At 34.9% G+C, this 22,496-nt stretch carries 25 protein-coding genes and 1 pseudogene; 15 read left to right on the top strand and 11 right to left on the bottom strand.

Going from position 1 to position 22,496, the window contains the following annotated elements; translation table 11 throughout:
• Positions 1-69: 69 nt before the first annotated feature.
• Positions 70-2,892 carry a leucine--tRNA ligase gene (gene leuS / locus P178_RS0108730; protein WP_027065868.1) on the bottom strand — a complete coding sequence of 941 codons (2,823 nt, stop codon included), beginning with the start codon at positions 2,890-2,892 and terminating at the stop codon, positions 70-72.
• Between the two features lie 83 nt (positions 2,893-2,975).
• Positions 2,976-3,836, bottom strand: coding sequence for a UbiA family prenyltransferase (locus P178_RS0108725; RefSeq protein WP_027065867.1), 861 nt, complete (start codon positions 3,834-3,836; stop codon positions 2,976-2,978).
• A 114-nt stretch (positions 3,837-3,950) separates the two neighbouring features.
• Here P178_RS0108725 and P178_RS0108720 point away from each other — a divergent pair, with 114 nt between their 5' ends.
• The 6 genes from P178_RS0108720 to P178_RS0108695 all read left to right on the top strand — a co-directional run bounded on the left by P178_RS0108720 (position 3,951) and on the right by P178_RS0108695 (position 9,367).
• Positions 3,951-5,825 (top strand): T9SS type B sorting domain-containing protein, encoded by a 1,875-nt coding sequence (locus P178_RS0108720; RefSeq protein ID WP_036145944.1) that lies wholly within the window; start codon positions 3,951-3,953, stop codon positions 5,823-5,825.
• A 63-nt stretch (positions 5,826-5,888) separates the two neighbouring features.
• On the top strand, positions 5,889-6,767 hold the full coding sequence (locus tag P178_RS0108715; RefSeq protein WP_027065865.1) for a cell division protein FtsX: 879 nt from the start codon (positions 5,889-5,891) through the stop codon (positions 6,765-6,767).
• 9 nt (positions 6,768-6,776) lie between these two features.
• Positions 6,777-7,040, top strand: coding sequence for a DUF3098 domain-containing protein (locus P178_RS0108710; RefSeq protein WP_027065864.1), 264 nt, complete (start codon positions 6,777-6,779; stop codon positions 7,038-7,040).
• Positions 7,041-7,838: an undecaprenyl-diphosphate phosphatase gene (locus P178_RS0108705; protein ID WP_027065863.1), complete on the top strand. Its 798-nt coding sequence runs from the start codon at positions 7,041-7,043 to the stop codon at positions 7,836-7,838.
• A 22-nt stretch (positions 7,839-7,860) separates the two neighbouring features.
• Entirely contained in the window at positions 7,861-8,574 is a 714-nt protein-coding gene (gene truB / locus P178_RS0108700; protein WP_027065862.1) for a tRNA pseudouridine(55) synthase TruB, read from the top strand.
• 64 nt (positions 8,575-8,638) lie between these two features.
• Positions 8,639-9,367 carry a hypothetical protein gene (locus tag P178_RS0108695; RefSeq protein WP_027065861.1) on the top strand — a complete coding sequence of 243 codons (729 nt, stop codon included), beginning with the start codon at positions 8,639-8,641 and terminating at the stop codon, positions 9,365-9,367.
• An 81-nt stretch (positions 9,368-9,448) separates the two neighbouring features.
• Here P178_RS0108695 and P178_RS0108690 read toward each other — a convergent pair whose 3' ends face one another.
• The 5 genes from P178_RS0108690 to P178_RS0108670 all read right to left on the bottom strand — a co-directional run bounded on the left by P178_RS0108690 (position 9,449) and on the right by P178_RS0108670 (position 15,233).
• Positions 9,449-10,057 carry a thioredoxin family protein gene (locus P178_RS0108690; protein WP_036145941.1) on the bottom strand — a complete coding sequence of 203 codons (609 nt, stop codon included), beginning with the start codon at positions 10,055-10,057 and terminating at the stop codon, positions 9,449-9,451.
• 63 nt (positions 10,058-10,120) lie between these two features.
• Positions 10,121-11,524 carry a TolC family protein gene (locus P178_RS0108685; RefSeq protein ID WP_027065859.1) on the bottom strand — a complete coding sequence of 468 codons (1,404 nt, stop codon included), beginning with the start codon at positions 11,522-11,524 and terminating at the stop codon, positions 10,121-10,123.
• A gap of 2 nt (positions 11,525-11,526) precedes the next feature.
• The gene (locus tag P178_RS0108680; RefSeq protein ID WP_027065858.1) at positions 11,527-12,879 is read right to left on the bottom strand and encodes an HlyD family secretion protein; all 1,353 of its coding nucleotides are present in this window, start codon (positions 12,877-12,879) and stop codon (positions 11,527-11,529) included.
• Positions 12,872-14,554 carry a peptidase domain-containing ABC transporter gene (locus P178_RS0108675; RefSeq protein WP_027065857.1) on the bottom strand — a complete coding sequence of 561 codons (1,683 nt, stop codon included), beginning with the start codon at positions 14,552-14,554 and terminating at the stop codon, positions 12,872-12,874. Before P178_RS0108675 ends, P178_RS0108680 begins: the two co-directional genes overlap by 8 nt.
• Entirely contained in the window at positions 14,547-15,233 is a 687-nt protein-coding gene (locus P178_RS0108670; RefSeq protein WP_036145938.1) for a TetR/AcrR family transcriptional regulator, read from the bottom strand. Before P178_RS0108670 ends, P178_RS0108675 begins: the two co-directional genes overlap by 8 nt.
• Before the next feature lie 177 nt (positions 15,234-15,410).
• On the opposite strand from P178_RS0108670, the gene P178_RS22605 reads away from it, so the two are divergent.
• The 6 genes and pseudogenes from P178_RS22605 (at position 15,411) to P178_RS0108645 (ending at position 18,224) form a co-directional block, all read left to right on the top strand.
• Positions 15,411-15,773: a hypothetical protein gene (locus P178_RS22605; RefSeq protein ID WP_155941600.1), complete on the top strand. Its 363-nt coding sequence runs from the start codon at positions 15,411-15,413 to the stop codon at positions 15,771-15,773.
• A gap of 139 nt (positions 15,774-15,912) precedes the next feature.
• Positions 15,913-16,230 (top strand): divalent cation tolerance protein CutA, encoded by a 318-nt coding sequence (gene cutA, locus P178_RS0108660; RefSeq protein WP_027065855.1) that lies wholly within the window; start codon positions 15,913-15,915, stop codon positions 16,228-16,230.
• A 17-nt stretch (positions 16,231-16,247) separates the two neighbouring features.
• Positions 16,248-16,340, top strand: a pseudogene (locus P178_RS23205) (sodium-dependent bicarbonate transport family permease); the annotation flags it as partial.
• Between the two features lie 35 nt (positions 16,341-16,375).
• Entirely contained in the window at positions 16,376-16,939 is a 564-nt protein-coding gene (locus P178_RS0108655) for a DNA-3-methyladenine glycosylase I (protein WP_027065854.1), read from the top strand.
• A gap of 21 nt (positions 16,940-16,960) precedes the next feature.
• Positions 16,961-17,548 carry a hypothetical protein gene (locus tag P178_RS0108650; RefSeq protein ID WP_036145934.1) on the top strand — a complete coding sequence of 196 codons (588 nt, stop codon included), beginning with the start codon at positions 16,961-16,963 and terminating at the stop codon, positions 17,546-17,548.
• Positions 17,529-18,224: a DUF2490 domain-containing protein gene (locus tag P178_RS0108645; protein ID WP_027065852.1), complete on the top strand. Its 696-nt coding sequence runs from the start codon at positions 17,529-17,531 to the stop codon at positions 18,222-18,224. The genes P178_RS0108650 and P178_RS0108645 overlap by 20 nt, the downstream gene beginning before the upstream one ends.
• Here the strand turns inward: P178_RS0108645 and aat are convergent.
• Both aat and P178_RS0108635 read right to left on the bottom strand, forming a co-directional pair.
• Positions 18,216-18,848: a leucyl/phenylalanyl-tRNA--protein transferase gene (gene aat / locus P178_RS0108640; RefSeq protein WP_027065851.1), complete on the bottom strand. Its 633-nt coding sequence runs from the start codon at positions 18,846-18,848 to the stop codon at positions 18,216-18,218. The genes P178_RS0108645 and aat overlap by 9 nt on opposite strands.
• A 133-nt stretch (positions 18,849-18,981) precedes the next feature.
• Positions 18,982-19,359 carry a DUF3127 domain-containing protein gene (locus P178_RS0108635; RefSeq protein WP_027065850.1) on the bottom strand — a complete coding sequence of 126 codons (378 nt, stop codon included), beginning with the start codon at positions 19,357-19,359 and terminating at the stop codon, positions 18,982-18,984.
• A 126-nt stretch (positions 19,360-19,485) separates the two neighbouring features.
• On the opposite strand from P178_RS0108635, the gene P178_RS0108630 reads away from it, so the two are divergent.
• Together P178_RS0108630 and P178_RS0108625 are read left to right on the top strand one after the other, a co-directional pair.
• Positions 19,486-20,634, top strand: a complete 1,149-nt coding sequence (locus P178_RS0108630; RefSeq protein WP_027065849.1) for a sensor histidine kinase — start codon at positions 19,486-19,488, stop codon at positions 20,632-20,634.
• Positions 20,635-20,636: 2 nt separating this feature from the next.
• Positions 20,637-20,993, top strand: coding sequence for a hypothetical protein (locus P178_RS0108625; protein WP_027065848.1), 357 nt, complete (start codon positions 20,637-20,639; stop codon positions 20,991-20,993).
• On the opposite strand, the gene P178_RS0108620 is transcribed toward P178_RS0108625, so the two are convergent.
• Positions 20,980-21,372, bottom strand: a complete 393-nt coding sequence (locus tag P178_RS0108620; protein WP_027065847.1) for an HIT family protein — start codon at positions 21,370-21,372, stop codon at positions 20,980-20,982. The genes P178_RS0108625 and P178_RS0108620 overlap by 14 nt on opposite strands.
• A 77-nt stretch (positions 21,373-21,449) precedes the next feature.
• A complete protein-coding gene (gene greA, locus P178_RS0108615; RefSeq protein ID WP_027065846.1) occupies positions 21,450-21,926 on the bottom strand; it encodes a transcription elongation factor GreA in 477 nt (158 codons plus the stop codon).
• 132 nt (positions 21,927-22,058) lie between these two features.
• Between greA and P178_RS0108610 the strand changes: the two genes are divergently transcribed.
• Positions 22,059-22,496 carry a hypothetical protein gene (locus P178_RS0108610; RefSeq protein ID WP_316930002.1) on the top strand — a complete coding sequence of 146 codons (438 nt, stop codon included), beginning with the start codon at positions 22,059-22,061 and terminating at the stop codon, positions 22,494-22,496.

Genomic DNA, 22,496 nt, shown 5'->3' with positions numbered 1-22,496 from the left:
ATATTTTACAACTGCATAAACAAGAAGAGGCGATAAATATCGCCTCTTCTTTTAAATATATTCTCTTAATTACCCAACGATATTGACAATTTTACCCGGTACTACAATCACCTTTTTAGGCTCGCGACCTTGTAATTGTTGTTGGGTTTTTTCATTGGCCATTACCGCAGCTTCTATCTCTTCTTTAGATAAGTCTAACGAAAGCTCTAAAGTAAATTTCATTTTACCATTAAAGGAAATAGGATACTCTTTACTGCTCTCTACCAAATACTTTCCTTCGAATTTTGGGAAAGGCGCTGTAGCTATAGATTCAGTATGACCCAATTTATTCCATAACTCTTCTGCAATATGTGGTGCGTACGGCGATACTAAAATAGCCAACGGCTCTAGTACTTTTCTACTGTAACATTTTTGCGAAGAAAGTTCATTAACACAGATCATAAATGTTGATACCGATGTATTGAAACTGAAGTTCTCTATATCTTCTTCTACCTTTTTTATGGTTTTATGTAATGTTTTCCACGATTCTTTTGAAGGTTCATCTTCGCTAACTAAAAAGGAAGCATTCTCACCTGTATGAAATTGTCTCCATAGTTTCTTTAAGAAAGAATGTGTACCTGTAATACCAGCTGTATTCCAAGGTTTAGATTGCTCTAATGGCCCTAAGAACATTTCATACAAACGCAAACTATCTGCACCGTACTCCTCACAAATAGCATCAGGATTAACAACGTTGTATTTAGATTTGGACATTTTTTCGACTTCGCGACCTACTTTAAATGTTCCATCCTCTTCAGTGATAAATTCCGCATCCGCAAATTCATCCCTCCACTTTTTAAATCCTTCAACATCCAACTCATCTGATGCATTTACTAAAGATACATCCGCATGAATTGGAGTAACATTTCTTCCTTCTATTAAGCCTTTAGAAATCAATGTTTTTCCATCCTCATCTCTATAAACAAAAGCACTAGTCCCAGTAATCATACCCTGATTAATAAGTTTCTTAGCAAACTCATCTTTAGGCACCAAACCTTTATCGAACATGAATTTTTGCCAGAAACGAGAATACAACAAATGCCCTGTTGCGTGCTCACTACCGCCAATATATAAATCTACATCTTGCCAGTAATTAATAGCATTTTCAGAGAATATCTTTTCATTATTATGCGGATCCATATACCTATTAAAGTATTGCGAACTACCTGCCCAACCTGGCATAGTATTCAACTCTAAAGGAAATACCGTTTCATTATCAATCTTATCATTAGAAACTACCTTATTTTCTTTGTTACACCATGCCCAAACCTCAGCATTACCTAATGGCGGCTCTCCTGTCTCGGTAGGTAAATATTTTTCAACTTCTGGCAAGGCAATAGGTAAATACTCTTTTGCAATCATTTGAGGCATTCCGTCCACGTAGTACACCGGAAAAGGTTCTCCCCAATATCTTTGACGACTGAATACAGCATCACGCAATCTATAGTTTATTTTTCCTTCGCCATGCCCTATTTTCTCTAACTCATATATCGCTAATTTCATAGCTTTCTTATATGGTAATCCGTTTAGGAAATCAGAATTTGCAATAACCGTTTTATCCTTATCAGCAAATGCTTCTTCAGAAATATCCACACCTTCAAATATGTTAGGAATAGGAATATTGAAATGCTTTGCAAAATCGTAATCTCGTTGATCACCACATGGCACGGACATCACCGCTCCAGTCCCATAACCCGCCAATACATAGTCACCAATCCAAATTGGAATAGGCTCTTTTGTAAATGGATGTTCTGCATATGCACCTGTAAAAGCACCTGAAATAGTCTTCACATCTGCCATACGATCACGCTCCGAACGTTTTGCAGTTGCTTCTATATAGGCTTCTACTTCAGCTTTTTGTTCGACAGTTGTTATTTTAGAAACCAACTCATGCTCAGGAGCTAAAGTCATAAAACTAACTCCAAAAATAGTATCGGGTCTGGTGGTAAAAACTTCTATTTTCTCATCATGATCCTTCACATTAAAAACAGCCGAAGCACCTTGAGAACGACCTATCCAATTTGTCTGGGAATCTTTCAAAGGTTGTGGCCAATCAATTTTATTTAATCCGTCTAACAAACGTTGTGCATAGGCAGAAATACGCATACTCCATTGGGTCATTTTTTTACGAACCACTGGGTGACCACCACGTTCTGATACTCCGTTTACTATTTCGTCATTCGCCAATACCGTACCTAGTGCAGGGCACCAGTTTACTTCAGTATCTGCCAAGTACGTTAATCTATATTGTAATAATATTTCTTGTTTTTTAACATCAGAAAATGCGGTCCATTCTTCAGCTGTAAAAGGTTCTATATCATCGTCACATACTGCATTTACGTTGGTATTACCATCCGTAGAAAATTTAGCAATTAACGTTTCTACATCCTCTGCTTTGTCAGTATCCTTATTATACCAAGAATTGAATATTTGAATGAATATCCACTGTGTCCATTTGTAATACTCAGGACTAGAAGTACGTACCTCTCTGCTCCAATCAAAAGAAAAACCTAGCTGATCTAACTGCCTTCTATATGTTTTAATATTTGCAGCTGTAGTTACCGCAGGATGCTGACCTGTTTGAATAGCATATTGCTCTGCCGGCAAACCAAAAGAATCATATCCTTGTGGGTGCAATACGTTAAAACCTTTATGCCTTTTATATCGTGCATAAATATCACTTGCAATATACCCTAGCGGATGACCCACATGAAGTCCTGCCCCAGAAGGATAAGGAAACATGTCTAACACATAGAACTTTTCTTTTTCAGAATCGTTCTCTGCTTTAAATGTTTGATTTTCTGCCCAGTATTTTTGCCATTTGGCTTCAATTTCGTTGAAATTGTATTGCATGATCTTTACTTCTTTTCTGTAAGTCGCAAAAATAGGTTTATTCTGTTAAAGGCGAAAGAATAACGTTATGGATACAGCCTTTGCTATACCTCTAATAAATTTCCACTGTATAATACCCACAGCATAGAAGCTAGGGCAGATAAATTAATGAGGTAACCAAACAATTTCATTTCTGACAATGTATACGCCCTACCCTTAAATATCACAAAAATATCTAATACCATAAACGCAGAAAAGAGACCAAGAAATGATGCCAAAACTATATCTTGAAACCAATACCAAACTAAAACAGATTCGCACACCAATATCAAGAGCATCAGTAATTTTGAATTTTTACGCCCTATCAATGTGGCTGTAGTTCGCTTGCCCGAAGCTAGATCTGGCTCTATATCCATTATTTCACCAGCAATATGTGCCTGAAATGCAAACAATGATAAATAGACCAATGTCTGCCATGGTAGTGGGTCTAAATTATTCAGTTCTGTTGAAAAGAATACCGTAACCACATACCCAACCTGAATTAGAATTTCGAACGGAGGTCTTTCTTTTATTCTAAACGGCTTAAAATTATAAAGGATGTTCACGACCACCATAAACAGTAGCAAAAAGAACATTTTTAAACCAGAAATAAAGGTAAATACAATTACAAACACAGACGTGAGTATGGTAATTTTAGTCAGCACACCACTGAGCTGAGACTTTGAAGCCTTCGCACCAAAAAGAAAATTTCCTTTTCTGTCATTTACGGCATCTGCATCTATATCATTATAATCGTTTAGACCGTAAACCAAATAGTTTAATGGAAAGGTGACAAAGAATAGCCCTAACCAAAAATTCATATTCAACCAAAACTCTGACTGATTGCCAAAGGGAACTAAATAAATCCAAATTGTAGGAAACCAAAGTCCGGGTCTCGATATTTTTAGATCCAATAAATTAAGCATCTTGTATAATTAGGTTGTGATTTTGGTGAAAATACCAATCTTCAAATAGGCTCTGTATCTTGAATTGAGTTTATTTATTCATCGTACTAAAAAGTATATCTTTAACCAGTGAATATGATGTACTCCAGATGTTTTCTACTTACTATTCTACTAACGTGTTGCGGCATAACTTCATTGCATGCGCAACTAGGTTTCTGTGGTGGTAATTCTGGTGACCCAATTTTTACAGAAGATTTTGGTTCTGGAACAACCGACGGGCCTGCTTTACCTGCCGGTACAACTACCTATAGATTTACCACAGGAACCCCAAACGACGGAGATTACACAATTTCAAGCACATCTAACTACTTTGATTGGCTCTCTATACAAGATCATACACCTGGTGATAGCAATGGAAAATCTTTTATAGTCAATGCCAGTTTTACGGCGGGAGAATTTTACCAGCGAGAGGTAACAGGGTTATGCGAGAATACCACATATGAATTTTCATCGTGGCTCATTAATTTACAACCAACAGGTAGCTGTGAAGGCAACAGTATTCCCGTAAATGTACGTTTTCAAATATGGGACGAAACAGATACTAATCTTCTTGCACAAGGTGATACAGGGAGCATACCTGGTACTGGAAGTACTCAATGGAATCAATACGCCTTAGTTTTTAAAACAGAACCAGGGCAGACATCCGTAATTCTAAAGATGAGAAACAACAGTAATGGCGGCTGCGGAAATGACCTTGCCATAGATGATATTCTATTTAAATCTTGCGGAGATAATATCAACGTTTCTTCTGGTGCCAACGAACAAAGCTTGGTGGTTTGCGAAAATCAAGGCGGTGTATCAAGAACATTAACCGTTACACCAGATTTTTCCATTTTCTCAACACATGCGTACCAATGGCAACAGAGTACAGACCAGCAAAACTGGACAGATATTCCTGGGGAAACGGGTGACACCTTATCGACACCTGCTGTAACCAGTACCACATATTTCAGGGTAAAAACGTCTGAAGACCCCATAAATGTGAACAATGACTTATGCAATGTAGTATCGGATGTTTTTGATATTATAGTTTTACCAGTACCCAACGCCCCAACCAGCGCAGGGGATGTTATTATTTGCGAAGGCGAATTAGGAACCTTAACTGCTACAACTCAAAATTCATATTCCATTAATTGGTATGATGCCCCTACTGGTGGAAATTTAATTTTAGCTGAAAATCAAAATTTAGAAATAGGGATAGCCGGCACGTATTATGCCGAGTCCAATTCAAATGAAATAGAATGTGCATCCATCACTAGGACTGCAGTTACCTTAACCGTTAATCCATTACCCCTAATCCCAGATGATGTAAGCACTTTTATTTGTGAAGACTCTTTTATTACTCTCGATGCAGCTGTTGATAAGGTTACTTACCAATGGAGCACAGGGGCAACCACCAAACTTATAGATATTACTGAGCCAGGTGAATATTCGGTGACCGTTACCAATACCAATGGATGTTCAGAATCTCGCAATTTCTTTGTAGAACAAATAGACTTACCAAGGATAGACCGAATAGAATCTGACGGACCCTCTATTATTGTTTCCACTATTAACGAAGGAAATTTTGAATATTCCTTAGATGGAATTTCATTTCAATCCAACCCAATTTTTGAAGCTGTAAAAGGAGGCTTTTATACTATTTACGTGCAAGACAATACAAATTGTGGCGTAGTAACCGAAGATTTTTATCACTTAGTCATTCCTAAGTTTTTTACGCCTAACGGAGATGCCGTCAATGATGTTTTTGAACCAGACGGACTTGAGATTTTTAATTCTGTTACGATTTCAATTTTTGACCGCTACGGCAAGCTCATCAAATTCGGAAATACAAATTCGTCTTCGTGGGATGGTACTTTTCAAGGTGAAAGATTACCAGAAGATGATTATTGGTATCTAATTGAAGCGGATTCTGTCCAATTTAAGGGACACTTCAGTTTAAAACGTTAACGGTTCAAATTTTTAAGTTCCATTTGACAATACTTTGCTATTTTTACTGCACTTTTAAGTACTATGGCGAACTCTTTCGAAAATTACCAAAGACGCAAACTCATCTCCTCCTATTTTTCTGTGGTGCTAAGTATTGCATTGGTCTTGTTCCTATTAGGAATATTAGGATTACTGGTATTGAATACCAAAAAAATGGCAGACCGTTCTAAAGAACAGATTACCATATCTGTCTTTTTAAAGGAGAACACCAAAGAGATTGAAGTAGAACAACTTCAAAAAACTCTGGCAATGTCAGAATACACCAAATCTTCTACTTATGTTTCTAAAGAAGAAGCAGCAAAGCAACACAGTGAAGAAATAGGAGAAGACTTTGTTGATTATTTAGGCTATAATCCACTAAAAAATTCTATCGACGTAAAACTTAACGCAGATTTCGTAACTGCAGAAAAAGTAGAAGAAATAGCCGATACCCTAGCAGAAAAGAGCTTTGTAGACGAAGTAAGTTATGATAAGGTCTTAGTAAGTATGGTAGCCAAAAGTGTAGAACAAATAGGCTTCTGGATTTTAGTAGCCAGTGCCATCTTTACCTTTATAGCTGTATTATTAATAAACAGCTCTATTCGATTATCTATCTACTCTAAAAGATTTATCATCAAAACCATGCAAATGGTTGGTGCAACAAAGACCTTTATTAGAAGACCGTTTATATGGCAAAATATTAAACTAGGTATGATTGGTGCCGCAATTGCTTTATTGGCTATTGGCGGCGTCGTATATTATGTAAATACTAATTTTCAAGATTTAGGCCTTTTAGATGAACCTTATATTCTGGTAATTTTATTCGTTAGTGTTTTTCTATTAGGAATTCTTATTTCGTTCATTAGTACCTATTTCGCGACCCAACGCTTCTTAAATCTTAGAACGGACGAATTATATTATTAAATTTGCGGCATGAGTAAAAACAATAGAGTAGAACAGCATACCAAGCAAGAATTTATTTTTCAAAAGAAGAATTACGTATTCATGTTCATTGGTCTTGCCTGTATTACGGTAGGTTTCATTTTAATGAGTGGTGGTGGTAGTGACGATCCAAACGTTTTTAATCCTGAAATCTTTAATTTCAGAAGAATTAGACTAGCACCTACTTTGGTACTTATTGGCCTAGGAATAGAGATTTATGCCATTTTGTTGAACCCTCACAAAAAGAAAGATTAATTGGATACTTTAGATGCTATTATACTCGGTATTATTCAAGGATTAACCGAGTTTCTTCCTGTTTCTTCAAGTGGTCATTTAGAATTGGGTAAAGCCATTTTAGGAGATAACTCTGTACAAGAAGAAAGCTTATTGTTTACCGTAGTTCTTCATTTTGCTACCGCACTGAGTACCATTGTTGTTTTCAGAAAAGATATCTGGGAAATTTTAAGTGGGCTATTTCAATTTAAATGGAACGAAGAAAGTCAGTTTTCTGCTAAAATTATCATCTCTATGCTTCCGGCCGTATTCGTAGGTCTGTTTTTTGAAGAACAATTAGAAGCTTTTTTTGGTGGCAATATTAGGTTTGTAGGCTTTATGCTTATCATTACCGCAGTACTATTATACTTTGCAGACAAAGCAAAAGACACCGATAAAAAAGTAAGTTTCGCCAATGCATTTATTGTAGGTATATCTCAAGCAATTGCTATGTTACCTGGTATTTCTCGTAGTGGAGCTACTATTTCTACTTCTGTTCTTTTAGGTGTAGACAAATCAAAAGCTGCTCGTTTTTCTTTCTTAATGGTTGTGCCGTTAATTTTCGGTAAAATTGCCAAGGACCTTATGAGCGGAGATTTAACTTTCGACGGAGAAAATAATGTAGCGATGGGCGCAGGTTTTATTGCTGCCTTTCTTGCCGGTCTTGCTGCTTGTACTTGGATGATTAAATTGGTACGAAAAAGTAAGCTTTCGTATTTCGCCATCTACTGTCTTGTTGTAGGATTGATTGCCGTAATTTACGGATTCACTAATCCGTAGTACTACCTAAACACTCAAATTCATGAAAGATTTGACCAAAGAAGACTATTTAAACGGTCAAGTATTATTGATTGATAAACCATTAGAATGGTCCTCTTTTCAGGCGGTCAATAAATTGAAATGGGCTATCAGAAAAAGGTTTAGTTTAAAGAAATTTAAAATCGGACACGCAGGTACTTTAGATCCGTTAGCTACGGGACTTCTTATAATTTGCACCGGAAAATTTACCAAGAAAATCACCGAATACCAAGGACAAGAAAAAGAATACACTGGTGTTTTCACCTTAGGTGGCACCACACCATCTTACGACCTTGAAACAGAAATAAACGAGACTTTCTCAACAGAACACATTACCCCCGATTTAATTAAAACCACCACTAGCCAGTTTCTTGGTGAAATTGAACAAGCACCACCTGTTTTTTCTGCACTAAAGAAAGATGGAAAACGTTTGTATGAATTAGCTCGCGAAGGCGTATCCGTAGATATCCCAAAACGAAAAGTATCTGTAAGTGCTTTCGAAATTACTAAAATTGACGGTCTAAATATTCACTTTAGAATTGCATGCAGTAAAGGCACTTATATAAGATCAATAGCTCACGATTTTGGCAAAGCCCTAAATTCGGGAGCACATTTAACTGCACTTAGAAGAACCAAAATAGGTGATTTTAACGTAGATAATGCACAAGACCCTTTGGTCTTTGCCGATATATTATTAGGACCTGAAGAAAATAAGTAACCAAGATTTGATTGTCATTTATCGATCTTCTAAAATATTTTGGTGTTATTAAGGTTATATAACCATGAATCTGAACAGAAAACAATTATCATTACTTGCCACTATTTTTAGCTTGTCTATTGTAGTGCTGGTTTTGTATGGAATTCAGTTTGGTGGACAACAAGAATCTCATGAAGATTATGTTGTAGAAATGATCATGGACCAAGAGGTTTTAGAAGAAATTCTAAAAAAAGAGGAACCATTAGAGGAGCAAATCAATGCAGACCCTATAAAAAGCCACTTAGCCTTTAATGAAACGGCAAAGCCAAGTTATGGCAATCCAGAACCTTTACAGACTTTAGAAGAATTAATGGAAGAACGCAGCGAAATGAGCGACGGTGACCCTACCGAAGATATCATTTCTGATACGGGTTATTCTGAGAGAGTAAAAGCGCTGGCTAAAAAGAGAGAAGAAAAAAAACAATTATTAGGTGAAAAGGAGGCTCAGAAGAAAGAGTTTACCAATAACCTAGCCGCAAGAAGAACATCTGTTTCTTACTCTTTGGTTGATAGAAACAATTATAAATTACCTCCCCCCATATATACTTGTATTGAAGGAGGCAAGGTTGTTATCAATATAGAAGTAAATGCATTAGGCTATGTTACCGAAGCAGATTACAATGAAAGAAGTTCGGGAACTTCTAATGGCTGTCTTGTTGAGAACGCTATTAATTACGCCTTAAAAGCAAGATTCAATTCTTCTGAAAAAGATTCTCAAAAAGGTACAATTACTTACTTATTTCAAGGGAAGTAAACTAGTCCAGAAAAGAAACACACAAAACATTGCTAAAAATGCTAATTTGAACTTTTGAGTACCGCCTCGAAATTTTTAATCTTAATTATCGAGTAATTTTAGCAAATCTTCTAGAATACTTTGCCCTTTATCTTTATTATAAAAAATCTGTAAGTCTTGTTTAAATTCTGCTGTTAACTGACCATTTTCCGCTTTATAGGTATCTACCAAATTTGTCGCTTTCATTGACCTTGGTCCCCAAGTGGCTACTACGGTATTTTCCTCTCCATCAATTGCTATTAATTTTGGTATAGACATACCGCCATTGGTTAGAAACTGATTCATAATATCTAAATTCTCATCACGTAGAATTATAGACAATGATATATTAGGATTTAATTCTGTTATCTTGTTCATCACCGGTAATGCAGGTGACGCATCTCCACACCAGCTTTCTGACAATACCAACCAAGATATTTTTTGCTGAACAGATTTAATCTTAGCAACAGCATCATCGCTAAACTTCAAGGTTTTGTCCCATCTTCGCATACGACTATTATTCAATTGCGTGTATTGAGACAATGCTTCCGATTGAACCGGACCTGTTGCCAATCCTTTTTCAGCTAAATCTGAAACCAAATTTCTATATTCTGAATAGCTATAACCAGTTTCTAATCCTTTTTTAACTAAATCTTCTATCACTAATTCCATCAAGCTTACTTTTATTTTTATCTATTCTAATCGAACGCTTTAGTAGTGATAAATGTACAAAGCTTACAAATTCTCTGGATTGACCGCTAGACTATTAAATAATTTAGCCTTAGCCGTAAAGTATTTATTCTCTACCTGATTTTGTTTTAAAACAGCATCTATCAGCTTACTTTCCCTTGAATTAATAAGGAACAGCGAGCTTTCTCCAAAGGTAAATTTTCGTTCTTCTGCTGCCAATAAGGCTTCATAACTTGCCACAATATCATCTATTAAAACATTCTGATTTTCAAATGAATCTAACTCATTGTAAATAGCCGTTATTTTATTTTGAATCTGTACCTCAGCATTATCAAACTCGTACTGAGCATCTTTTAATTTCAATTTTGCCAATTTCAAATCTCCCCTTTCTTTTCTCAGAAATAACGGGAGCTCAAAATTCAATCCACCCTTGTAGTTCTGTGTTTCAAATGAATTTATATACTCTGGTGTTTCCGTAATAAATTTATACTCCACGTCTATTTTAGGCAATAACTTGTTTGTCTTTAAACGCTTATCTACTACCAAACCATCTATTTTATACCCTAATGATTTTAATTTAGGGTGATTCTCCAGAACAAAACTATCTAATGGCTTTCCTAAAATTTCCAATGCTTGATCTATCTCTGTATCTAAAGAAGTATCTGGTACCACTTGCGGCTGTAGTTCCATTGGTATGTTTTCACCCATCCACAAGTAATTAGAAAGTTCTAACCTCGCATTTTGCAAAACAACATTTGCTTGCTCCTTTTCTAACGCTCTATTCTGAACTGCTATTTTAGCCTCAACCGTATCTATTGCTGCTATTTCTCCAGACTGCGCACTTCTGTTTACGCCTTTTAGCCTAACCTTTGCATTTTTTAAAAAATCATTAAACAATAAACTATTGCGGTAAGCCTGCAACCAATTGAAATAGGCCAAAGAAGCATCGAACAATACTTGATTGACCAATAAATCTCTATCTGCCTTAGACTGCTCCCTAAAAAATTTGGCTTTTTTTACGGTGGCCATGCGCTCGTTCATCCAAGATCCACGACCTAAAGAAAGAGACACCCCGGCACTGTAAAGCCCGTCATCTGGCACATTTCTTTCGGCATTTAAATACTCACCCGAATACTGCTCAAATTCACCTTTAAACTCTATTCCGTACCAAGTAGGCACTTTAAAAGTAGAATTCAATAAATCATAATACTCCGTTCCTTTAAACTCCTTTGTAGCATAATCAAGGGAAATTTTAGGGTCAAAACCGCCACGTGCTTTCATAAGATTTGCTTGCCCCACGCTCATAACCATCTCTGCCTGTTTGGTAATAGGGTGATACTTTTTTACATACCCCAAATACTCTTTAAAATTCAATGGTATAGTATCATCCGTTTGGGCATTTGCAACAAAACCAAGGCACAGATAGAAAAAGAAAATAAATCTTCTCATCGTTATTTTTTTACGGGTTTGTCTTGTGCTCCTTCTGGTTGATAATAATTTGGTGGAAATCCGTTTAATTGACGCCACAGCTCATACCAAATTGGCACATCTTCCAATAATGCAATTGTATTTGCCCCAGAACCTACACGTAAAGCATTTGGCCAAGCTTGATCTTCCTTATCCGGGGACAGCAACACTCTATATTTCCCATTCGGATTTATGAATGTTTCAATGGCAACTACCTTACCGGCATACGTACCGTATGATGCATTTGGCCACCCGCTAAATACTATTGCAGGCCATCCATCAAACTGAATTCTGACTGTTTCTCCTAAATGAATAAGCGGTAAATCTATAGGATTTACAAATGTCTCAACCGCCATATCATAATCTGCAGGCATAATACCAACCAACGGAGTTCCTTCTTTAAAGGTTTCTCCAATACCAGATGTTATTACCTTATTTATATACCCATTTTGCGGTGCACGTATATATCGTAACGCACTTCGCATTTGATAATTTGTATAATCATTCTCCAATTTACTTACCTGTGCCTCAGAGTCAAATTGATTGGACATCGCCGTAAATTTATCGCTCTGTGCTTTTGAAATTTTATCGGTATACGAAGCCTGCACTCTATTAATTTCTACCTCGGCATTTATAATTTCATTCTTGGCAGCCAATAATTTATTCTCTTGAGAAAGTAATTTTGCTTGCGTTTCCTGTAGTTTTAATCTTTTCTCTTCAACATCTGTTACCGCCTTTAAACCTTCGCTTTGCAATTGCGCCGTACGCTCATATTGCCGCTCCGCTATTTTAATATTGGTTTTAGCAGCTTCAAAATCTATACTATCACTTTGCGCTTTTAGCTTTGACTGCAATAGTTTATTTTTTGCCTGCTCTAACTTTAACCTTCTTTCATTAAAAAGTGCACCAACCTGATTATCCAATGATTTTACCTTACCCTCGTAAGATGTAACAGAAGAACTTTTAGACTTCAATTGTTGCCCGGTACGTTCTACTAAATCTGGATCGAAATATTCTGATTTAACTTCAGATATAAAGAGAATGGTATCTCCCTTTTCTACATAATCTCCCTCTTGTACAAACCACTCTTCTATTCTACCCGGTATTTGAGATTGAATAGTTTGTGGTCTTTGACCAGGAGTCAAAGTGGTTAAATATCCTCTTGCATTTATAGTTTGTGTCCAAGGTAGAAACAATACAATAACACCTACTGCCGCAAAAGCAAAAAGAAACCTATTAAAGTGCTTGTAATGTCTATTATGATTAACTTTTTGAACGGATTTAAAACGCTCTATAGACACATTTTGGTTTAGTTTTTTATGAGATATATTAAGCATCTTTTCCTTCGATTTCGTTAATAATCTGACCTTTTTCCATCGTAATGATTCGTGAACATTTTTTGATCCACTTATCATTCTCACTCACCACTAACAATGCCCAGCCGTTAGATGGGTCGCTTAAAAAGCTTAAAATCTTATCTGCTTCTTCAACGTTAAACTGATCTAAAGGATCTTTTAGAATAAGTAGTTTTGGCTTGCGCACAATACTTCTGGCTAAAACAATTTTCTTTGACACCGTATGCGGAATCTGTTTCCCCTCTGGATACAGAATTGTATTTAAACCTTCTGGTTGTTTTTTAACAAAATCAGTCAGTCCAACTTTATCAAGTGCCCAATACACTTGCTCATTAGTGGTGTCTTTATCGCCAAAAGTAATATTGTGTAAAATTGTCCCCTCAAAAGGCGATTCTTCTGGTAGCGATTGCCCTAGATGAGAACGATAATAATTTAAATTCATTCCTTTTAAAGAAACACCATTTACATATACTCCACCGGAATCGGGCTCTATGATACCTGCTATAATTCTTAGCAGCGTATTTTTACCAGAACCACTGCTTCCTCTTAATAGAATAGTACACGATGGAGAAATTGTTAAACTTAAATTAGAAATTATCTCTCTTTTAGGTTGTGGTACGCTATATGAAATTTCATTTAACTCTATGGTAAACGCTTGGTTCTCCAAAAATGGTTTTTCACCATTCTGTTGTTCCAATTCCTTATCTACCACCTGTCCCATTTTTTCTAAAGAAGTTAATAGGTCATAAAAAGTTTCAAGTCCCAAAATCAGCTTCTCTACTGAGCTTATCACTAAAAGAATAATGATTTCTGCAGCTACAAATTGACCTATGTTCATCTCTTGGTTTAGTACCAACAATCCACCTATCAGTAAAAGTCCGCCAGTTACCAAAACCTTAAAACCAATCATCTGTATGAACTGTAGCACTATTACCTTAAAGTGGCTTTCTCTGGCATTCAAATACTCTACTACTAGGGTATCGTTTTTATCCAAAGCATGAGAAGTTTTACCAGATAGTTTAAAACTTACAATTGAACGGGCAATCTCTTGAAGCCAATGCGCCACTTTATATTTACTCCTAGACTCATCTAAACTAGTGTCTAAACCACGTTGTGCAGTAAACTTAAATACTACATATATCAGCAAAAGCAATAAAATACCATACACAATAAAGAAAGGATGGTAGAATGACAACAGCAATAAACCAAATACAATTTGTAATAATGCGGCAGGAAAATCTATTAAAACTTTAGACAATGATTTTTGAATCGTTAGCGTATCAAAAAACCTATTCGCCAATTCTGGCGGATAGTAATTATGAAGTTCGCTCATTTTTATTTTCGGAAATCTATATGCGAACTCAAATGATGCCCTAGTAAAAATTTTTTGCTGAACATTTTCAATAATTCTAATTTGCATTAACTGAAGTATCCCCACAAATGCTACACCCAAGGTTACCAATACAACCAATACTATCCACGATGTACTTATTTGAGCACCTTGCATTAAGTTAATTATTGCTTGTATACCTAATGGCAAAGACAAGTTTACCACACCAGCAAATATGGCATAGTAAAAAACCTGAAATACGTCTTTCTTATCTAGTTTTAATAAGCCAAGAAAACGTTGCCAGGCAGTTAGTATATTTTTACTCATCTATTTCTTTATTTAGCGTATTGAATACAAGGTGTGTTAGATACTGTGTCGGGGTTACCTTGTCGTTACAATCTGTAAGGGAAGGAAAATGTTCTTTTAAAAAATGCTGATGCAAACCATTTTCTAAAATGGTACTTGCCAGACTTGTTGGATATTGATAATCAGAATCAACTTCTGTAATCATTTCTCCCAGCCTACCTATAAGTCTTTTGTAAATGATGTAGAAACCTTCTTTATTCTCGGCATCTACCTCTTTAGTTAAGTATGACTTGGAATATTCATTAATAACAATTTTGTTTAGCAACACTTCATTAATGTGAGAGAAAGCAGAATCTTCTTTAACCTCTCTAGTCATTATTAATATTGCTTTTAGCAGTTTTTCTTTTGAGCTTTTAATACTATTAGTTGCGAATACCATTTGATACTCCATCCAACCCCAATACCAAGATGTTAGATATAATAGAAGCTTATGTTTATTCTCAAAATAACGATAAATAGAACTTTCGTTAGAGCCTATTTTAAGTCCCAATTTTTTGAAAGTAAAGTTTTCAAAACCCATTTCATTAATCATCTGAATACTTATTTCGATGATTCTCTTTCCCAATTCAGAGGACTCTGGATTCTTAACAAATAACTTGTCGTTAATCTTAATAGTTACGCCCTGTAATAATCTATCCATTACTCCTAAATTTAAATCTATTACAAATATAATAGTATTACTATCATACTATAATAGTTTAACATTTTTTAACGAAAGTAATGCTTTCTTATTTGAAGTTTATGTTATTTTTGAGTTGAATGAAACATCACAGAAAAGATGTTTACAAAAAGTATGTTTAATTTAAAATGTAGTGTTATGAAATATACCATTGTACTGCTTGCATTTTTAATGTTTTCAACAAGCAGCTTTAGTCAAAACGAGGTCAGTAATTTAAAACCTGGCGATATCTTATTTATAAGTAAAGATGGAAACACACCGTTTCAACATCTCTATTTTCCAAAAACAAATTTTATTATTAAGCGCGGCGCCATTGCCAATTATAAAGGTTTAAATGGAATGCATGTAAAAATTGAATCATTAACAGATGACTATATCGCAAGAATAGTACCTGTAAACGGTAGCAAATTTTTTAATAAATTTTCTTACGTAAATGCCAATTTAAAAAGTGCATTAAACGACGAAGAATTAAAGCAGTTGAATACTGGATATAAATCTTAACTGTTTGTATAATTAGCGATTAACGGAAATCCTAAATGGTCTTTATAAAAGAGCTGTTTAGGATTTTTTATTACCTACAAATCAACAACTGCAGCATTAAAGAAGCGTAATAAAAAAGGGGGTGTAAAATATTTAAAGTATGATTCTAGGATACATTACGGTTAAGAATAAAAAACAGGCAAAAGAGATTACAAAACTACTTTTAGAGCAGAATTTGTTATTTACTGCAAACATTTCAACAACAAAGGTTTTTAGAAAGAGTAGAGCTACTGGATTGATTGAAAAACGCAAACAGACAGTGATAGAAGGCAAAACAAAATCATTACTTTTTGTAGCCATACATACGCTGTTAAGAAAAAATTATTCCAAAAACATGCCTATGCTTTATGCCGTACCTATTGTTTACATGGACGAAGAACAATCTAAGTTGCTACGAGAACAGACAGCCAAATTATAAATACTACAGTTAATCTAAGCCCAAGTTTATATTTGCCTCTGGCAATTACTTTCCCTTTCAACATTACTTTAGGAATGCCCATTTATTTGAGTATTGTTAACTGGTTTTAATTTGACCAGAAGCCAATATATAGTACTTTTAATTCATGGATAAAAATAGATGTGGCTGGTGTAAAGGCGATACCCTTTACGAAAAATACCATGATCAAGAATGGGGCGTTCCTGTAAAAGATGATGCATTATTGTTTGAGTTTTTAGTGCTGGAAACTTTTCAAGCTGGGTTAAGCTGGATCACCATTCTTAAAAGACGAGAGAATTTTAGAGTTGCTTTTGACCATTTCGATTATAAGAAGATTGCCAAATATCCTGAAACTAAAATTCTAGATTTACTACAGGACGAAGGAATCATTAGAAATAAATTAAAAGTTAGGGCTACAGTAACCAACGCCCAAGCATATATAGAAATTCAGAAAGAATTTGGTTCTTTCAGTGACTATATTTGGGAATTTGTAAATCATAAGCAGCTTAAAAACAAGGTGGTAAATTATAAAGAAGCACCAGCAAATACGCCTATTTCAGATACCATTAGCAAAGACCTTAAAAAGCGAGGTTTTAAATTTGTAGGCAGCACAATTATATATGCATTTATGCAAGCTACCGGTATGGTAAATGACCACCAATTAGATTGTTTTAGATACACCGAAGTCTAAGTAATAACAAATATACTTACCATGAATAATATTCAAGTAAAAATAATCTTAGCTAGTTTTCTTTTCTGTTTTCAACTAGCACACTCTCAATATAAATACGAAAAGGAACATCGTATTCTTAAATCTCAATTTCCTATAGAAGCAATTGCTATCATTGAAGAACATATCACAGATTATAAGCGCATTAAATTTTATAAAGAAACAGATAGTATAAAAATCAGTTTTGAGGCCAAACTTAAAAAAGACAAACTTTGGTATAGTATAGAATTTAACGAAGACGGCAAGCTTGAAGACATAGAAATACTAATAAAATCTACTGACATACCAAATGACACCTATTCAAACATTGAAAGCTATTTGAACAATAATTTCACTAAATATCGAATTAAAAGACTGCAACAGCAATATCCTTCAACTAATGATTCATTTGATGAAATTTTTAAAAATGCATTTCAAAATCTTATTCTACCCTCTAACAACTATGAAATTGTAGTTGTTGGTAGAAAAGAGAAGGGATATTTAGACTACGAAATCTTGTTTGATGCTGACGGTAACTTTAAACAAATAAGAACCTCTCTTCCTCCAAATTATGACCACGTGCTTTATTAAGGGATTATTTGTTAGTTTATTTATAGTATGGATAGGAACTCTTAACCTACAATCTCAGGACAATACCACTGTATATTGGGAGCCAGAAGTATCCTTAAACTATAAGGCAACCCCTTTACTAAAACAGAATTTTTCATTATCAAATAGAAATTACATCTACAATGACCAAAAAGCGCAACTTACCGTACGGCAAATAGAAATCTCCCATTTTTCATCTTTGGCAATTGACCCATATAAAAGTATTGGTTTAGGAATCCAATATAGATTTAGAGAAGCCTTTGAAAATGACAAGGAAAATGAGCTTAGATTTACAGAGCAATTTAATATTGCCAAAAAAACAAGTAGCGCACGTTTAGGCCACCGATTTAGAATTGAACAGCGCATACGACCCACTAGTTCTGAACATCGTTTTAGATATAGATTCGCTGTAGATATTCCCTTAAAGGGTTTGAAAATGGATATTGGAGAACCCTATTTAGTAGCTACAACAGAGTCGTTACTTAGCCTTGGAAAAAGTATAAAACCAATGTATGACCAAAGAATAACTTCTCAAATAGGATGGTCTATTTCCCATAATCTAAAAGCACAGTTTGGCATTCAATATAGAATGGAAAATTATACCGAACGTACGGAGCATGTGTTCTTTATTTTAAACAGTCTTGTAATCTCACTTTAAGAATTTTACAAACTCTTTTCTCGAAATTTCTTTAGCACCCATACTTTCTAAATGGTCTGTATGTAGTTGGCAATCTATTATATTGTATTCTTTAGCTTGTAATTCTTGCGCCAATTTTATGAAAGCAAATTTTGACGCATTAGATGTTAAACTGAACATACTCTCGCCGCAAAATATATGACCTAAATCAACACCATATAAACCACCTACTAGCTTGTCTTTTTCCCAAACCTCATAAGAGGTCGCTATTCCTCTTTTATGCAATTCAATATAGGCATTCTTCATTTCCTCCGTTATCCACGTACCATCCTGCCCCGCTCTAGGAACAGAAGAGCAATGTTCTAAGACTTCTTTGAAACACGTATTTACCGTTAAGGTGAATTTGTTGTCACGAATTACTTTTCGCATACTTTTAGAGATTTTAATCTCATTTGGATAGAGTATCATTCTGGGATCGGGACTCCACCATAGAATAATAGAATCATTATCAAACCAAGGAAATATTCCACTTTGATATGCCAACAATAATCGTTCTGGAGAGAGATCACCACCCACCGCCAATAGACCTTCTACATTAGCACTATCTACTGGTGGAAACACAAGCTCGTCGGTTAAAAAGTACATGGCTACTTAGGGTATTCTAAATTTATCTGAAATTAAATAAAGGGTGTAAAACAAAAAAACTTGTTCAACTACTTAAGTTAAACAAGTTTTTTATTTAGAAGGCATACTGCCTTATAAAATTTCTTTACGATCCTTAGAACGGAAGATCGTCATGATCTTCTTCATTTAAGTTATCTGCAGGCTCAAAAGCCTCCATTGGTGGTACTGGTGGCATTCCTGCTGCAGGTGCACCTTGAGATGCTCCTTCTATACGCCATCCTTGAATAGAGTTAAAGTACTTAACCTGACCTTGAGGATTTGTCCACTCTCTACCTCTAAGGTTGATGCTAACTTTTACATCTTGCCCTACTGCATACGTGTTCAACAAATCACATTTATCTTGTACAAACTCTACCATTATATGTTGTGGATATTGCTCGTCTGTAGTAACAACCAATTCTCTTTTTCTAAACCCATTAGACCCAAAAGTTTGGGTTTCACCTATCAATTTAACTTTACCTTCTATTTCCATCTTGAACTCTTTTTACAATAGTCTACAAAAATACATAAAATGATGCGTTAATAAAACATGGTGCAACGATAACAACACAACAATTATTCACAATTAGGGTTATCTTTAGTATTAGATAACTATTGGATGAACTTTATTCCTAAAAACAAAATTTCCAACATTTTTCTATTGATAGGCTCCTTTGTAGTAGTGAGCCTTATCTTATGGAATACCAATAGCTTTTTCAAACAATTTAAGGAAGAGGAACGTTTAAAAATGGAGATTTGGGCTACGGCACAATCAGAATTTTTACAATCTTCTGAAACTGTAGATTTAGGAAGTCTTCATCTTAAGGTATTTCAGAACAATACTTCTACCCCAATGATTCTTATTAACAAAGATGAATCTATACGGGTAAATAATTTTCCACCTAATAAAAAGCAAGATTCAGCCTATATTCAACAACAACTGAGTAAATTCAAGAGCGAGAATACTCCTATTTCTATAGACCAACAAGGCGAACATTTGGCCACCTTATATTATGGAAACTCTGATGTGCTTAACAAACTAAAATTTTACCCTATTGCCTTACTCTTAATAATTTTTCTTTTTGCCGCAGTAATCTACTTCTTGTTTAAAACAAACAAAGCTGCAGAACAGAATAAATTATGGGCCGGTATGGCAAAAGAAACCGCACACCAAATTGGCACTCCACTATCATCTCTTTTAGGATGGAACGAATTGTTGAAATCTGAAGACATCAACCCTAGTATTACTAAAGAGATTGAAAAAGATATTGATCGATTACAAACTATTACGGAACGTTTCTCTAAAATTGGGTCTCTACCAAAACTTGAAGAAAGTGACATTGTAAAAGAAACCCAAGATGCATATGATTATTTAAAGCGAAGAAGCTCTAAGCTCATTCATTTTTCATTTAACACCAAAGTTGACCATTTACCGGTTATGCTCAATAGTTCATTATATAATTGGACTATAGAAAACTTGGTTAAAAATGGAATAGATGCCATGCGTGGAAAGGGTAGTATTGCCATAGAAATAGTTCAAGACAACAAATTCGTCAACATTTTAATAGCAGATACCGGGCACGGTATTTCAAAAAGCAACTATAATAGTATCTTTACACCAGGTTTCACCTCTAAAAAAAGAGGATGGGGTCTTGGTCTTTCTTTAGTAAAACGTATCGTAGAAGAATATCACGACGGTAAAATAAAGGTGTTATCATCTGGCAAAGAAGGAACTATAATGCAAATTTCTCTAAAAGTGTCTCACTAATTATGGCCAAGGAAAAATTAGAAGTTATTAAAGAAGCCAAACTGAACAATAACTGTCCTGAATGTTTTAATCAAGATTTGAATCTTACTTTTTATCAAAAACATACCTACGGTAGCTTCTTTCATAAAATTACAACTGAACTAAGCAACAAATTAGTTTGCAACACTTGCCATTCTACAATCTATCCTGTAAGCTGGACGGATGATATAGAGCGCATGTTCAATTACTACCAAAAGACAGCAGTACCAGCTAAAAAATCATCTAAACCAACATTACTTTTTTACAGTTTAATATTGGTAATGATCGCCTTGGTGGCAGCTGTAATATATTTGTTTATTTCTGGAGCTATTCCACTTTAGCGCCTATAGCCTGGGCAAGATCAGAAAGCTCTTCATTACTTAGTTTTACCTTATGTTGAAAAGTGGCATCTTTCATTTCATTTAAAGGAATTAAATGCACATGCACATGTGGTACCTCTAACCCAATAACCGACATACCTACACGCTTACAATCAACTGTTTTCTCTAAAGCTATACCTACTTTTCGTGAAAATGACATAAGTCCTAAATATGTCTCTTCATCTAATTCTAATATTTTATTGACTTCTTTTTTAGGTATACATAATGTATGCCCCTTTGCATTGGGGTTGATATCTAAAAAAGCTAGAAAATTTTCATCTTCAGCTACTTTAAAACATGGTATTTCACCATTAATAATCTTAGTAAAAATAGTTGGCATAGTTTCTAATATTTAGTGGCAATAAAAAATCCTACCCTAATGAATAGGATAGGATTAAATATAGTTATTTAAAAAATTTAAGCTCTTGTAATTTCAAGTATTTCAAATTTTATAGCTCCGCTAGGCACAACAATTTCTGCCGTATCCCCTACTTTTTTACCTAATAGACCTTTACCTATTGGAGAACTTACCGAGATTTTACCTGTCTTAAGATCCGCTTCACTTTCTGCAACCAACTTATAGGTCATTTCCATGCCATTATTTTGGTTTTTCAGTTTTACCGTTGATAGCACCAAAACTTTAGAAGTATCTAATTGAGACTCGTCAATTAAACGTGCATTTGCAACAGTGTTCTCCATCTTTGCAATTTTCATTTCCAAAAGGCCTTGTGCTTCCTTTGCAGCATCATATTCTGCATTTTCAGATAAATCACCTTTATCTCTTGCCTCACCGATTGCTTGAGAAGCTTTTGGACGCTCAATATCTCTTAAATGATTTAGTTCTGCCTTAAGTCTTTTTAAGCCTTCGACAGTATAGTATGATATGTTACTCATAACTTCCTCGTTTTATAAATAGACAAATCCTCTGCAATTGCCTGTTAGGTCGGCTTTTTAAGAGAGGATTTAACACAAATATACATAAATTTTACGCACATTTGCTTAAGTTTTTCAAAACAAAATTAAAGCATGATGAGCAGATTAAGTATCTTAATTTTATTGATTATTACAGCCTGTAGTAGTGATGGTACTAATAGAAATCCTTATTTACAAGAAATTAATTTTCGCTTTGAAGCTAATTTAAATTTACCCTCTTATAGTCCACTTACAAATACCGGTAGCGCCGTATACATTCCAAGTGATCTTGCGGGTACAAGAGGTGTTTTTGTTATTAATTCAGGTTTTGATCAATTTAGGGCATTTGAAGGTAGTTGCCCAAATCATGCACCGAACGATTGCTCTACCATGGTTTTGAACGGACAAACTGCTACTTGTTCTTGTGAAGATTATGAATACAGTTTATTTACCGGGCAATTATTAAATAGACCTGACGACGAAAACAGATATTATGACATGTTAGAATACCGTACCAGCATTAGTGGCGGTAGTGTTATTATATTTAACTAA

The organism is Maribacter sp. Hel_I_7 (assembly GCF_000688315.1).
GTDB classification, from domain to species: domain Bacteria; phylum Bacteroidota; class Bacteroidia; order Flavobacteriales; family Flavobacteriaceae; genus Maribacter; species Maribacter stanieri.
This window is presented reverse-complemented; position numbering and strand designations above follow the sequence as displayed.

Bases quoted from the DNA above. Each gene is read 5' to 3' on its own strand.
- P178_RS0108625 (WP_027065848.1), top strand. From the start codon at position 20,637: ATGGCCAAGGAAAAATTAGAAGTTATTAAAGAAGCCAAACTGAACAAT.
- P178_RS0108690 (WP_036145941.1), bottom strand. From the start codon at position 10,057: ATGGAATTAGTGATAGAAGATTTAGTTAAAAAAGGATTAGAAACTGGT.
- aat (WP_027065851.1), bottom strand. From the start codon at position 18,848: ATGTACTTTTTAACCGACGAGCTTGTGTTTCCACCAGTAGATAGTGCT.
- P178_RS0108715 (WP_027065865.1), top strand. From the start codon at position 5,889: ATGGCGAACTCTTTCGAAAATTACCAAAGACGCAAACTCATCTCCTCC.
- P178_RS0108675 (WP_027065857.1), bottom strand. From the start codon at position 14,554: ATGAGTAAAAATATACTAACTGCCTGGCAACGTTTTCTTGGCTTATTA.
- P178_RS0108655 (WP_027065854.1), top strand. From the start codon at position 16,376: ATGGATAAAAATAGATGTGGCTGGTGTAAAGGCGATACCCTTTACGAA.
- greA (WP_027065846.1), bottom strand. From the start codon at position 21,926: ATGAGTAACATATCATACTATACTGTCGAAGGCTTAAAAAGACTTAAG.
- P178_RS0108695 (WP_027065861.1), top strand. From the start codon at position 8,639: ATGAATCTGAACAGAAAACAATTATCATTACTTGCCACTATTTTTAGC.
- P178_RS0108685 (WP_027065859.1), bottom strand. From the start codon at position 11,524: ATGAGAAGATTTATTTTCTTTTTCTATCTGTGCCTTGGTTTTGTTGCA.
- truB (WP_027065862.1), top strand. From the start codon at position 7,861: ATGAAAGATTTGACCAAAGAAGACTATTTAAACGGTCAAGTATTATTG.
- P178_RS0108650 (WP_036145934.1), top strand. From the start codon at position 16,961: ATGAATAATATTCAAGTAAAAATAATCTTAGCTAGTTTTCTTTTCTGT.
- P178_RS0108630 (WP_027065849.1), top strand. From the start codon at position 19,486: ATGAACTTTATTCCTAAAAACAAAATTTCCAACATTTTTCTATTGATA.
- cutA (WP_027065855.1), top strand. From the start codon at position 15,913: ATGATTCTAGGATACATTACGGTTAAGAATAAAAAACAGGCAAAAGAG.
- P178_RS0108720 (WP_036145944.1), top strand. From the start codon at position 3,951: ATGATGTACTCCAGATGTTTTCTACTTACTATTCTACTAACGTGTTGC.
- P178_RS22605 (WP_155941600.1), top strand. From the start codon at position 15,411: ATGAAATATACCATTGTACTGCTTGCATTTTTAATGTTTTCAACAAGC.
- P178_RS0108645 (WP_027065852.1), top strand. From the start codon at position 17,529: ATGACCACGTGCTTTATTAAGGGATTATTTGTTAGTTTATTTATAGTA.
- P178_RS0108610 (WP_316930002.1), top strand. From the start codon at position 22,059: ATGATGAGCAGATTAAGTATCTTAATTTTATTGATTATTACAGCCTGT.
- leuS (WP_027065868.1), bottom strand. From the start codon at position 2,892: ATGCAATACAATTTCAACGAAATTGAAGCCAAATGGCAAAAATACTGG.
- P178_RS0108725 (WP_027065867.1), bottom strand. From the start codon at position 3,836: ATGCTTAATTTATTGGATCTAAAAATATCGAGACCCGGACTTTGGTTT.
- P178_RS0108620 (WP_027065847.1), bottom strand. From the start codon at position 21,372: ATGCCAACTATTTTTACTAAGATTATTAATGGTGAAATACCATGTTTT.
- P178_RS0108680 (WP_027065858.1), bottom strand. From the start codon at position 12,879: ATGCTTAATATATCTCATAAAAAACTAAACCAAAATGTGTCTATAGAG.
- P178_RS0108635 (WP_027065850.1), bottom strand. From the start codon at position 19,359: ATGGAAATAGAAGGTAAAGTTAAATTGATAGGTGAAACCCAAACTTTT.
- P178_RS0108710 (WP_027065864.1), top strand. From the start codon at position 6,777: ATGAGTAAAAACAATAGAGTAGAACAGCATACCAAGCAAGAATTTATT.
- P178_RS0108670 (WP_036145938.1), bottom strand. From the start codon at position 15,233: ATGGATAGATTATTACAGGGCGTAACTATTAAGATTAACGACAAGTTA.